This window comes from Paraburkholderia silvatlantica, assembly GCF_003096715.1.
GTDB classification, from domain to species: Bacteria; Pseudomonadota; Gammaproteobacteria; order Burkholderiales; family Burkholderiaceae; genus Paraburkholderia; species Paraburkholderia silvatlantica.
Map to the genome: position 1 here is coordinate 93,836 of NZ_QEOL01000007.1, position 12,746 is coordinate 106,581.

12 protein-coding genes are annotated in these 12,746 nt (G+C 62.7%); all 12 read right to left on the minus strand.

Annotated elements, in window-relative coordinates; translation table 11 throughout:
* Window positions 1-10: 10 nt before the first annotated feature.
* Genes C7411_RS11850 through C7411_RS11905 form a run of 12 tightly spaced genes read right to left on the minus strand, consistent with a single transcriptional unit; the run spans window position 11 to window position 12,710 of the window.
* Window positions 11-2,599 carry a lytic transglycosylase domain-containing protein gene (locus C7411_RS11850; protein WP_110384493.1) on the minus strand — a complete coding sequence of 863 codons (2,589 nt, stop codon included), beginning with the start codon at window positions 2,597-2,599 and terminating at the stop codon, window positions 11-13.
* Complete coding sequence (locus C7411_RS11855) at window positions 2,599-4,134, minus strand: hypothetical protein (RefSeq protein WP_110384494.1); 1,536 nt, start codon at window positions 4,132-4,134, stop codon at window positions 2,599-2,601. The genes C7411_RS11850 and C7411_RS11855 overlap by 1 nt, the downstream gene beginning before the upstream one ends.
* A gap of 2 nt (window positions 4,135-4,136) precedes the next feature.
* A complete protein-coding gene (locus C7411_RS11860) occupies window positions 4,137-4,871 on the minus strand; it encodes a DNA transfer protein p32 (protein WP_133253641.1) in 735 nt (244 codons plus the stop codon).
* A complete protein-coding gene (locus C7411_RS11865) occupies window positions 4,861-5,328 on the minus strand; it encodes a GNAT family N-acetyltransferase (RefSeq protein WP_110384496.1) in 468 nt (155 codons plus the stop codon). The genes C7411_RS11860 and C7411_RS11865 overlap by 11 nt, the downstream gene beginning before the upstream one ends.
* Window positions 5,328-5,960: an aspartyl/asparaginyl beta-hydroxylase domain-containing protein gene (locus C7411_RS11870; RefSeq protein ID WP_243413127.1), complete on the minus strand. Its 633-nt coding sequence runs from the start codon at window positions 5,958-5,960 to the stop codon at window positions 5,328-5,330. The genes C7411_RS11865 and C7411_RS11870 overlap by 1 nt, the downstream gene beginning before the upstream one ends.
* Entirely contained in the window at window positions 5,920-7,302 is a 1,383-nt protein-coding gene (locus C7411_RS11875; RefSeq protein ID WP_110384498.1) for a hypothetical protein, read from the minus strand. The genes C7411_RS11870 and C7411_RS11875 overlap by 41 nt, the downstream gene beginning before the upstream one ends.
* Window positions 7,299-8,786 (minus strand): hypothetical protein, encoded by a 1,488-nt coding sequence (locus C7411_RS11880; protein ID WP_110384499.1) that lies wholly within the window; start codon window positions 8,784-8,786, stop codon window positions 7,299-7,301. The genes C7411_RS11875 and C7411_RS11880 overlap by 4 nt, the downstream gene beginning before the upstream one ends.
* On the minus strand, window positions 8,786-9,736 hold the full coding sequence (locus tag C7411_RS11885; RefSeq protein ID WP_110384500.1) for a phage adaptor protein: 951 nt from the start codon (window positions 9,734-9,736) through the stop codon (window positions 8,786-8,788). The genes C7411_RS11880 and C7411_RS11885 overlap by 1 nt, the downstream gene beginning before the upstream one ends.
* Complete coding sequence (locus C7411_RS11890; protein WP_116603285.1) at window positions 9,736-9,933, minus strand: hypothetical protein; 198 nt, start codon at window positions 9,931-9,933, stop codon at window positions 9,736-9,738. Before C7411_RS11890 ends, C7411_RS11885 begins: the two co-directional genes overlap by 1 nt.
* Window positions 9,934-9,980: 47 nt before the next feature.
* A complete protein-coding gene (locus C7411_RS11895; RefSeq protein WP_110384502.1) occupies window positions 9,981-10,373 on the minus strand; it encodes a hypothetical protein in 393 nt (130 codons plus the stop codon).
* Window positions 10,374-10,423: 50 nt separating this feature from the next.
* On the minus strand, window positions 10,424-11,740 hold the full coding sequence (locus tag C7411_RS11900) for a P22 phage major capsid protein family protein (RefSeq protein WP_110384503.1): 1,317 nt from the start codon (window positions 11,738-11,740) through the stop codon (window positions 10,424-10,426).
* Between the two features lie 58 nt (window positions 11,741-11,798).
* Window positions 11,799-12,710, minus strand: a complete 912-nt coding sequence (locus C7411_RS11905; RefSeq protein WP_110384504.1) for a hypothetical protein — start codon at window positions 12,708-12,710, stop codon at window positions 11,799-11,801.
* Between the last annotated feature and the right edge of the window lie 36 nt (window positions 12,711-12,746).

Consider the following 12,746-nt stretch of genomic DNA (forward strand, 5'->3'; position numbering starts at 1 on the left):
AACGAGTTATCTATCGGTTACCGAGCTGCGAGTTGCGGCGCATCTCTTCGGTGATCGCGCGGTATTGCGCTTCGGATCGTTTCCCTTGAGCGAGGTCGGAAATCTTGCTGCCGACGCGCTCGCCCGCTGCGGCACCGAACCACCCCGCGCCCGGGATGGGAATATGTGAGCCGATGGCCGCGCCCGTCGACGCGCCCGCGTTGGGCGCGAACCGCTCGACGAAGCCGGGCTTGGTAAGGCGCGAGAGCTGATTTCCCGCGCCTTCATAAGGGTGGACACCGGGCATGATCTGGCCGGCGTAATTCAGCGTATGGAAGGCCTGCACTTCCTCGGGCGAGAAGTTGCTGATGATCTTCTGCCCCACCGTCGAGTTGAGCACCTTGTTGACGGCGTTCTGGTTCCATACGCCCGCCTTCGTTGTGCCCGCTTCGAGCACTGCGCGCGCCGCCGCGCCGTCCATCTCATTGCGGGCCTGCCCAGCCGCCTGCATGACCTCATCGGGAACGGGCGGCATGCCGTCGGGCGCGCCGTGAATCTGCCCGCGCGAAAGATCGTCGAGAACATTGCGCAGATGCTGCCAGCGGTCCGTCGGCATGCTGTTCAGCTTGTCTGGAATGTTCTCCAGCGCCGTGCCGATCTTCACGCCGTTGGCGTCGTAGTCGCCGAGGATCGTGCCGATGCCAGCGGTGCCTAGAATCGTCTTTTCCGCCTGATGGATCTGGTCGCCACGCTTATAGAGATCGTTGCCTTCGCCAGACGCCATATCGCGATCGAGCGCGGCATTCAGCTCCGCGACGGTCTGCTGGTTGCTCTCGTTCCACATGCCGTTGAGCGCCTTGCGGATAGTGTCCAGCGCCGCGACGCTATTCGGCTGGTACATCTGGCCGCTGACCGGGTCTTCGAGGCCGCCATCGCGCGCCAGATCCAAGAATTGATTCGCTGCGCGCACGACGTTCTGGTTGCCGCGCCCGGTGACACGCGCGGCGAACTGCGGATCGTTAAGCAGACGGGTGATATTGGCGGTGCCAATCGGGTTGTCGCCCTCCGTCTGGCGCGCCTGCTCATACACGCTGTTTTTAGCGTCGCGGAAGTACGACATCAGGCTGTCGTCATGACCATAAATCGCATCGTTGATCGCGCGGCCGCGCTGCTCGTCGTTCAGCAGTGTGGAAGATGCGCCGGTTGCGTCGACGCGCTGCTGGCCATAGTCCGCCAGCGCCTGCTGCTCGTTCGCGATCTGAGACTTCATCGCCTGCGTTGCAGGCGTCTGGACTGGCGATTTGGCCGCGCCGTACTCATCGCGCAACGCGTTCTCGTTGCCCGTAATGACGCCGGTTCGCACGCTGCCAGCATCCGGCATGACCTGATTGACGATGCTAGCGCGCACCGCCTGCTCGGCGGGCGTTGCATCTTCGGCCATGCGCGATAGCTTGACCTGCGGGAACGGGCCGCGCGTGGCATCTTCGCCGCTCAGCACCGGATACGGATTCAGGTTGGTCGAGGCCGCACCGCCGCCGACAACCGTGCGAGGCTGCATCGCAGGGCCGCTCGGCGCGGCGGCCGGAGCCGGGCGCACGTTGGCATCCTCGGCCGCCGTCGCAAGCGCGGCATCGCGCGCGACGGGCGCAGCAGCCTTGATTGCGCCTGGCGCCAGCATGGCGAGCGATCCCATCATGCTTCCGGCATCCTGCGGCGATACCGCGCCGCCCGTCGCGCTCGACACGGCTTCTGCACCCTTCCCCATGACGTTGCCCGCCAGCTGCGCTAGCTTCTGCGACGCCTCACCTTGATAGCCAGCGGTGTTCGTGATCCCGAGCGCGTTACCGATCAGGTGCTGCGAACCTCCGAAGTCGGCCTGCGATGCCTGCTCAGCCTGCTGCGGGCTCTGCTGGAGCGCGCGGCGCGCGGCGTAATCGACGGCCTGCACGGCCTGCCCAGGCACCGCCAGAACCGTGTCCGCGAGACCTGCTGCGGCATGCCCCAAGCCACCGAGAAAGCTGGTTTCCGGTTGAGCCTGTTGCTGCGGCGCGGCCTGAGGTTGCGCGGCCGCCTTCGGCGCCTGCGCGGGCGCGCTCACCGCCGATTGCAGCGTGTCCATCAGATCGGACGTCGGCCCCGAGTAGCCGGAAGGTTGCTGGCCAGAATAGGATTGGCCGGGCGTCGTAGGTGCAGGAGAGCTTTGGAAGCCCGGCACGCCGTTCTTGACGTGATCGATGTACGTCGTCGGGTCGGCATGCACGAAGCCGCCATAGGCCTTCAGCGCACCGTCGTAGCTGCCGCCGTGCTGCTGTTTGAGAGTCTGGATATACCAGTCTGCAGCGGCGCGCGACTGCTGCGGATCGAACGGATCGAATTTCACGCCTTGCTGACGCAAGCTCGCGAGAGTGCCAGGCGTGAATTGGTACGGTCCCATTGCTCCCGTCGTCGGGTTCACGAGGTTTTTGCCGCCGCTGCTCTCCTGATTCGTCAGATTGTCGAGCATCTGCGGCGGCGTGCCGTAGCTCTTCGTGGGATCGAACGCGCCAGGCCCCGTCGACTGCGCGGGCTGCTGGATCTTCGCGCCCGTGGCCTGAGAAAGCGTAGCGAGGAGATCGTCCATTACTGGATACCGCCCGTGTTCGAAAGCTGCTGCAGGTTAGCGGCCTTCTTCATGAGGGACTTGAACTGCGTCGAATCCTTGCCACCTAGCCCGCTGACGATCGAATTGACAGTTGTGGTATCGCCAGCCTTAGCCGCGTTGTACATCTCGTAGATGCGAGGGTCGAAGTTCGCACCCCACGCTTCGTCAAACTGGCGCTTCGCGAAAACCCCAGCCGATGGGTTGGCAGAGATCGCGCGCTCAAGACCAGGCTGATATGACTGCGTGCCCGACACGATGGCGTCATTCAGTCGCGTGATCTGCTTGATGGCCGTAGGCGTATAGCTCAGCGAACCGTTGGCCTTGATCTGTGCATCGAGGCCGGCATTGGTCTGCGGCCCCATGGATTGCGCGGCCTGAAGCGCTGAACGTTCAAGACCTTTGCCTACCATGTCGTATGCGGTCGCAGAATCCTTCGCATCACCAGCATTGAAGCCAAAGGCGCTAGCGATGTTGCGGAAGGCCTGCCCCGCCGGTCCCGTCGCGCCGATATTGTCGATATTGTCGAGGACGATCTGGTTGTTGGTGTGCTGCAGACCCGCACCAGAGAACTGCTGACGCGCGGCGTCGCGCTCTGCCTGCAGGACGGGAAGCGCTTCCTTATCGCCGGGCTGCGGCATATAGACGCCCTGAGTGGGCGCATTAGTGACGCCCGTGATATTGCCGCTCTCGTCTTTGTTGACCACCGTTTGGCCGCCAGTAAGCGGGTTCTGGCCAATGGTCTGACGCCCTTCAGGGCCGACCTGATTGTTGATTCCGGGGCCGGTGACGCTGCCGGGCTGTTGCCCGAAATCGCCAGTGCTCGCGACAGGCAGCGTCTGCGCGCCGTTGTTGACGAAAGAGGTGGCACCTTGGCGCGCGGCAGCTTGCGTCGAGGCAGGCGTAGCCATGCGCGATACCTCACTCAGCACGTTGTACATGGTTTGAGGATCGCCCTGCGTGTTTCGCAGCCCCTGCATCACCATACCCATCGTCGCCTGACCACCGTCTGAAGCGAGTTGCCCGCGCAGCGTGTTGAGCGCTGTGCCGATCTGCTGCGGCGTGCCAGTAAGGCCGTTCGGTCCGATGAACGAACCGACCGTCGATGCGATGCGCGCACGATCCGCATCACTCGTCGCGGCTACATTTGAGCGCCACGTATTGACGGTGTTCACGTGATTGATCAAGTCATCGCCGAATTTCGCACCCGTCAGCGGCATATTGTTCTGCATCCACGATTGCGCCTTATTGGGGTCGAGCAGCCCCGTCGACGGATCGTGGATCTGATGCTGCGGATCGTTCTTCAGCAGGTTGGCGTAGCTCTGCCACTCGTTATTTTCCTGAGTGGTCGTCTGAGCCTGATTGTTCAGGTTTTGCGTTTCAGCCTGGAACATCTGCCCCTGCTGCTGGATGTTCTTCATCTGCGCGAGCGACGACAGCGCTTGCGTCGCCTGATTCATCGACGCAAACGGGCTCGACTGCTGCACCTGTAGCGGAATGCTCGGATCGATCGGCATATTTAGCTCCCTGCCGGCGTCCAACCCGGGACGCCGTAATCTGCGGTTGAACCAGCACCAGCGAGGTTGTTGAGCATGTAGTAACCAAGGCCGTTATTCACCGCGCCAGTGACGGCGTTCGCCGTGCCAACCGTGCCGGCCGCCTGAGCATTGCCCGCTGCAGTGATGGTGTTGGCGACGTTCGAACCGGTCGTCGTAGCTGCCTGCCCCACGCCAGCCGCCGCGCTCTCGCCGAGATTCGCGAGGTTCGAGAGACGGCTATAGATGTTGGAGTTCTGCGTCTGGTAGTCGTTGAACGCGTTCTGGAACGCGGTACCAGCCATGTTCTGGTTGTAGTTGATCAGCCCCTTCAGCGCGGCACCGGAGAGCGCGCCGTCTGTGGCCGCTGCGCTGTTCTGGATAGCCTGATCGCCCTGTTGAAGCTGGAAGTCATACGCTGGCGACATGTACTGCTGCCAGTTCGTATTGTTGATCGGCGCGTTTAGCGTCGACAGCTGGCCATTCAGCGTAGAAAGCGCGTTGCTCCCCGCGCTCATATACGGCTGCAGGTTTTGCTGCGTCGTGTTGAACATCGCCATCTGCGCGCCGGTCGCGTTGTTCGCCGCGTCGGCCTGCGTGTTCGCAGCGCTGGACGAAGACAATGCGCCGACGCCAGCCGTCAGGGCTGCGCCACCGAGAACGGCGGCGGCCACGCAAGGGTGAAACCCGAGCGTCTTGCGACGGAAATCAATCAGCATCGCCATCTCCTAGCCATTTTGAGTAGTAGACCTCGACGCGCCGCGCGCCAATGCGCTCGAACAGCGCACTCGCATCGGCATGAACCTTCGAACCCATGAACCAGCGTTTCACGCCGCGGCGGCGCAATTCGCGCTCGACAAAGCGGAAAAGCCGCACGCCAGTCGATCCGGTGCGGCGATCCTTGCGCACGTAGAAGATATCCATGATGCAGGTCAGGCACGTCGAATAATGCAGACCCGGCGCAACGAAACCGATGAAATATCCGATCAACTCGCCGCGCTCGCGCACCGTTACGAACATCACTTCACCGAGGCGTTCGCGCTTGACATAGATGTCGAACTGCGGCGAAAGCGGGACATGCTCCTGATCGAGCGCAAGCTCCTCGTAGTGCATGGGCAACAGCGTGCGCAACTCGGGTAAACGCTCTTCGAACGACTCGATCGCGAACGTGATCATTAAAACCTCAGGTCCATGATGAGGTGGATGCGATCGTTATCGCTGTTGTTGATTACTTCGTGCTCCAGAGCATTCTGGAACCACCAGATTTCACCCTCGCGCATCCACACCTGCTCATCAGCACAGCGGAAGGTGTTTCCGGGCCCCGACTGAAGCACGAGGTGATAGCGGTCCCAATACTCGGCGTGCCATTTCGAATCCGCATGCGGGAAGATGCGGCCGCCCGGTTTGATGCGGTTGATCATGCAGCGGCCCAAACGCGTCGCGCCAAGCGCCGACATCAGGCTCATGATGTGCTGACGTGCCTCGGGCAGCGCGTCGGCTTCGGCGCGCCACGGGCATTCATGCAGATCGTGACCGGCGAGCTTGTTCTGCTTGTATAGCTCCAGTTCCTCTTCGGTGTCGACATTCACCTGATCCTGAAAGCGCAGATAGATCGTGTCGGTTTCGCCGAATGGCCCTTGCGGAAACTTGCGAAGAAAATCGTCTGCCTTCCACAGGTCAGCCTTGCGGTACAGCGCGTTAAGCAGCGGCCGCACCTGGAGGCCTTCAGCGATCTTCTGGAAATTGCGCATCGTTACTCCGAAATGTTTAGGCAAACTCATAAACGACGCATTCAGCGCCGCCAGCATTCCCGCCAGCTGCAGCCGCGCCGCTCGCGGCGGCCTGATTGCCGCCACCGCCGCCCTCGCCAGAGACCGCGGCGTTAACCCCTGCGCCTGAACCAGCCTTGTCCTGGAAGGGAGCGGGATACATCGGTGACGGGCCGCCATGACCACCCATCGAATACGCGCCCGGGCTCGCAACCAGCCCGACGCCACCAGAAGAACCTGGCACAAGGTTGATAGCCGTGGGCGTCACGCCGCCTACAGTCGAAACCGTGGGAAGCGACGTGCGGCCACTCGCGCCGGTAATCGCGGCAGTCGATGCGGTCGCGCCGCCGCTGCCCGCATTCCCGCCCGGGCAGCTCACGTAACCGCCGAATGTGGCCGCCGTGCCTGCGGTGCCGTTATTGCCGCCAGCCGTCGCACCAGATGGGCCAGTCGGCAGCGTCACGGTGACACCCGTTACTGCTGTCGCGAAATAGACGCGCGCGAAGGCACCAGCACCGCCGCCAGCCGCCGCTGCGGACTGCGCAGTGCCAGTCCCAGATGCGCCGCCGCCGCTGCCACCAGGGGCCTGCAGTTCGACGATCTGGGAGTTAGTGCCCGCAGTCTTCGTATAAGTGGTGGTCGCCGTGAGGCGCTGCACATTGATCAGCCTTCCTGGCTGGTTGGGAATCGGCTGCATGGAGGGATTCACGCCGACACCGGCTGACGTCAAAACCTGCCCAGCGCTCCCGGTCGCGAGCGCAACCACCGGGCCGCCACCATTACCGACCAGCACGCCGCTCGGGTTGAGCGTCGAGACACCCGTGCCCCCTTCGGTCACAGGAACAGGCGTGGCGAGCGAAATCGTCACGCTGCCCGTATTCGCGCTCACGTTGATCCCAGTGCCCGCCATAATCGCGTTGACGATCAACTGGAACGTGGGATCAGCAGTGGTGCCATTGCTGACGAGGGCCTGCCCAGCAGCGCCTGGCGCGGTGAAGTTCGGCGCATTCACACCGTTGCCGATCAACACCTCGTGATCGGGCATCGTGGTGAGCGCCGTGCCGCCATTGGGCACCGAAACCGGCGCGTGCAAGGCAATGATGATTTCGCCTTCGTTGACGGTCACGGTCATGCCGTTGCCGGGCGTGAGAAGCAGCCCATTGGGCAGGTTCGTAGCAGCAGTCGCGAGCACATACGACACCGCTTCGAGCGCAGTCACCTGCTTTTCGAGCGTGCCGATATCGATCGGCGATCCATCGCCGCCCGTACGGTTGAGCAGCGCGACAATCAACATCCAGAACTGGCGCGTCGCGCGGCCCGCGGAATCGACGATCGGCACAGCCTGATTCTGCAGGCTTGCGTCGGTATAGACGTCGCTCATACGTAGATCAGGCTCGCGCCGACGATATCGCGCGGCACCGGGTCAGAAAACTTCAGGTCATAGACGCGATCGCGCGCCTGCCCCATGCGGCGCCAGATGCAGCGATTGCGCGTCTGGCCGACAAGCCCGACCGGACGCCAGTGCTCATTGCCCCACGTCTGGCCGCCGTCATCCGACCAGCTGAGCACCGCCTGCGGATTGCTGCCCTGTCCCGTCTGAAGCCCTACGCCGGGCGTGAATTCGACCTGCAGTTGCGAATGAAACACGCGCTCGCGATTGCTCTGGTCCCAGACATGCGGCGTGCGGCGCCAACCGATGAGCGGCGCGCCGTTGTCCGAATAAACCTGACGCGAGAGCAGATAGAGCGTGCCGCTGCGGTAGTCGCCAACGATCGTCATGCCCGCGAAGTTCATGCAGGCATTCGACATATGGCGATGGAAAAGACCGGCGACCGGGTCATAGCTCGCGCGCTCGTGCCACATGTTCGTCGTCACGTCCCATGTCCATGTCACGTCGGCAGTCGGGAACGTGAGCACATAAAATTCGTGGTTGTCCTGCTGGTACGTGTAGGCAATCGCGTCGCTGATCGTCGGATAGCTGGCGATAGCGTGGTTCACGGCGATCGTCGACACATCGATGATCTGGTAGCCGACCGTGCGCTTGACGGTGTTCTGCCCACGCTCGTTACGACCGAGCCAGATCAGCGAATCGACGCCGTGCGCGGTATCGCTGATGCGCGCGATGCTCTGCTTCGCCGCGCAGCCATGTTGCGGCGTCACGCCTTGCAAACGCGAGAACGGGAACGTCGCATTGCCCGCGTCGATCCAGACTTCCGTGGTGCGCTCGCCAATCAGCCACAACTCGCGGATGTTTTCGTGCAGGGTAACGAGATCGTCGGTGCTCGAATCCTTCAGCGCGAAATACGTTGCATCCATCGCCGTCGTGCCATTCCAGTACAGCGGCGACGTGTAAAACGTCTGCGTGCCCGGGCGGTTGAACACGAGCCAGCCGTCGATGAAGGCAACACGGTCAGAGCCCAGCCATGCCTCGTCGGTGATCTGCGTGACGGTCTTGCCGGTGAGGTTCACGACATAGCCGTTCGGGCCATCCACGATCACCGCGATGCCGCCCGCGCCGTTATCGCGGATACACACCGGCCCCGTCGACGTGAGCAGCGTGCCGATCTGCGTGCCCGAAAGCACGGCGGTCGCAAGCCCAGATGCGGTCATGTTGGCCGTCAGCCAGAACACGGCATTGCCGGAGACAACCAGCGCCGTCTGCGCGCCGGGAAGCACCCAGCAGCCGCGAATCGGGCCGGTGCCTACGGTCAGCAGCGAGAGCAGCCCAGGCGTGCCGAGCAGCGCCTTGGGCGTCTTCGAATCGCCGTTCTGCGACACCTCGACGTACCAGTTGACGCACTTTTCCGCATCCTGCAGCAGCATCGGCGCTTCATACGCTTGGCCCACGAACGGGAATTGCGGCATTACTGGAAGCCTCCATGGAGGATCCAGCCCGCATCTGCTTTCGCGCGCCCGGCGATCGCGCGGTCATACGTCGCCGTGCTCTGCGCCTGCATGTTCAACGCTTTCACCGCCGCCTTCGCCTGCGCGTATTGCTGCATGACGAGTTGCGAAGGCTGCTTGCCGTATTCCGGCGCCAACTCGAGCGCAAGCGCAAGCTTCAGGAATCGCACATAGCCCTGCGGCAGGCTCACTTCGGTATTGAGTGTCAGCAGGTCCGAGAACAGGTTATCGGTCCACAGATGAAGCTCACCGGCCTGAGACGGCGTGGGGAACATATACAGCGTCGCGAGCGGGAAAGCAGCGTCGTAGTAAATGACCTTCGGCCACGGCCCCGGCTGGTTCTTCAGCCCGATCGCCGACCACTGATCGACCGAGATGATTTCCAGCGGGTAGTCGACCTGCGAGATACCGCTCGTCGTCAGGCGCGTGAAACCGTTCACGATGCGCAGCGGGCGCTGCACGCCGAAATTGCCGGGCGTCGTGAACTTGATCGGCGCGAGCACCGCGAACGTCGCTGTCGCGGGCGCCGACATAGTCACAGTCGATGCGGCTGCGTTGAATGCCGTTACGGTCGCGCCGACGGCAATGCCCGCACCCGTCAGCGTGCCGCCGATCTGGATATTCGACGGCATGGCCGTCACGCCCGAGATCGTTTCGCTACCCTGCACTGTCGTGCCGAGGAACGTGCCACCCACCGGATTGCCGATGGTGTAAATGTTCTGGCCGGATACCAGCTCGAGGATGTTTTCGACGCGCTGATAGCATGCAAGGTGCTCATTCGACAGGCTGTCGAGCAGGTCATTCAGCACCCACAACGCGTCATTCGCATCCTGATCATCCAGCACCTCGCCGGCCGCATAGGCGTTGATGCGCTTGAGCGCACCCTGAATGATGTCGAGAGCGGTGGCCATCAGGCGTTACCGGCGCTCTTCGCTTCAGGTTCCGTGATCAGCGAACCGAGATCTTCGGTGAAGCCCTTCGCCGCGTTTTGCTCGCGCGCGGATTTGACGATAACGGTCTGCACCACGCCGGAATGCAGCGCTTCCTTCAGCGCGTGCTCGCTCTCGATCGGTGCGGTGGCCTTGTACAGCATTTTCGGGAATTCCATTTCGGATCCTCAACGAAAACGGGGCGCCGAAGCGCCCCTGGATTGCGTTAGTACGAGTTCATGTAGCCAGAACCAGCCGGGATCGACTCGTTCGGCTGCGGACGCGTGACGCGCACGGTGTAGTTCCCGGCATTCGGCGTGATTGCACCGGCCGTCACGTTGACGAACACGATCGGCAGCTGGTCGGTGACCGTGCATACCGCCGGCTCGGCAACGAGGCCTGCCTGGAACGAACCAGGCGCATTGACCACCTCGCAGACGTCGCCCGCGATGAGGCCGAGGCCGGAGTTGTTGAAGGTCTGCTTCGCCGACGTGGCAGCGCCAACGGATGCAGGCGTGATGCTGATGGTTTGCAGGATCGCGACCTTCTGGATATTGCCGGTCGGCTCCTGCGGCACCGGGTTGCTCGTAATAGCCGGGCCCGGATTCGTGCTGGACATGTCCTTCTCCTAGAAAGAGAAAAGCCCCGCCTGAGCGGGGCAATTCGGGGTTAGCCGGCGATACGGCAGGCCAGTTCGCGATACAGCGACGCCCAGCCGTAGAGCACGTCGAGACGCGTCGGGATGGCATCGTTGTTGATCGTGTACTGGCGCACCACGCGGATCGAGAGACCCGTTTCCTTGTCCGCCGCGCGGCCGGCGAAATGCACGCCGTCGGGCAGTTCAAGGTCGGCGGAGGCGATGGTGAATGCATCGCGATGGAAGCCCAGCGACTGCGGCGACACCGTGTTCGCAGCACCGAAGACCGTGATCGCGGCGTTATTCGCCGGAGCAGCAGTCACGTTCTGGAACTGGCCGCCGCTGATGATTGCCGGCGCGATAGTGAGCTGCAGAATGCCCGAGCCATCCGACGTGTACGAACCGCCGACGACCTGGCCGTAGCTGTTCACGATCGGGGTGAACGTGCCATTCGACGGCGTCCCGACAGCCGGGCGCACGACGAACTGGCGCAGCGTCGGCGTGCCCCATGCCGAACGGTTCTGCGGGTTCACCGCATACACGCCTGCGATCTGGATCACGTCGCCAACATTCAGCACGTTGGTCGATGCCGTCCATCCCGTCGTATAGAGCGTGCCGTTGTCCTGCCAGCCGCTCGTGATCAACGCCGAGCTCGTGCCGGACGTCGAGAACACCGGCGTGCCACCCTGCGCGCCCACCGTGTAGGCCACGACGTTCTGGTCCTGATACCAGTCGAAGCCAGCGGTCTCGCGACCGATGAGCCCCTTCTTGTATTGCTCGCCAATCTGCGCCTGCGGGTTGAACAGGTTCGAGAAGCCACCCACCGAAGCGGCCATCGTGAACGGATCGAGCACGATGTTGCGCTCGCCGTCGCGCGGCACACCTTCGGAGTCGAGAATCGCGCCAGCGTTCAGGAACGTGGCCAGGCTGTTCGGCTTCGTGCCCGGCGTGCCCACGGCGTTAGCCGTGTTCTGATAGGCGAACGTCGTGCCGTCGAAGTCGATCTTGTTGGCGATCGCCGCGACGGCGGGCTTGATGAGACGACGCTTGAAATCGTCCATCGAGAGCAGCAGATCCGCCGTCGAGAACTGCGTGTCGACGTGGAACTGCGTGGTGAGCGTGACCGGCACGCTGCCTTCGACGAAGTCTTCGACGTTCAGCGCCGGGCCGACAGTGCCCTTGAAGCGCGCCGGACGGCGAACGTTGACCGTGTAACCGATCTTCGCGCCCGGGATGGCGAATTTGTCGTCGTACTCGCGATTGACCTTGTCGGTGAAGGTCAGTTCGTTTTCCAGCACCATCAGCGCTTCGTTCGTGATGTCGCTGATGGTAAGCAAGGTGTTGCTCATTTCAGGCTCCAGAAATGCAAAAACCCGCCTGAGCGGGTTTCACGGATTGAATTGAGCGTCAGCGTCGCTTCGATGCCTGCTGGGCCTGTCGGTGGGCCTTGTATTCCTGATACGTCATCTGGCTGGTCGGTTTCTCGACCGGCGTCGACGCATCCTTCAGCGGCTCGATCGGCGCGGGCGCCTTCGATACTTCGGGTTCCTTCTTCTTCGCAGCAGGCTCGGTCTTCGTGGCTGCGGGCTTCTTCTCGGCGGCCAGACGATCCTCGAGCTTGCCGAGCGTGCGCAGCGCGGCCGTCGGGCTCATACCCTTCAGCAACAACGCCTCGTCCGGGTTCTGCGCGAAGTAATACGCCAAGCGCGGGCCGATATCACTCTCGACGATCGCCACATATAGATGGTTCGGCAGGTCGATTTCCGACTTGCCAACGACGTCGTCGTAATCAGGGATTTCGGTCTTTGCTGCCGCGAGACGCTTCTGCCAGTTGTCGGCCAGCTGCTGCTGGGCGGCCTCGGCGCGCGCCTGCTGTTCTGCCTGTTGCTGCTCCGCAAGCTTCTGGTCAACCTTCCAGTCGGTGAGCGCTTCCTGGTAGTCCTCATCGGACACAAACTGGGCGCGCTGCGGCTTCGGATCGAGTTCCTTGGGTGCAGGCTGGGCCTGCGCGGCGGCCATGCTGGCGCGGATCTCAGAGAGTTCCGATTCCAGCTGTGCGACGCGGGCATTCGCCGCATCGGTTTCGCCACGGGCTGCACTGACTTCGCCACGCAGCGCATTGCGCTCGTGACGGGTTTCAACAAGTTCCTTGACGATCGAAACCTTCTTCGGCTGTTGCGACGACTCACCGGCTGCGGTTACCGCTTCAGCTTCCTTCGACTCGACCGCGGTTTCGGTCTTTGCCTCGGTCGCCGGTTGCGCGCCAGTGATGTGCTGCATCAGGTTTTCGGAGGTGACAACAGTGCGTGTTTCGGACATGGATAGCTCCACGAGACCCAGATATGAAAACGCCCG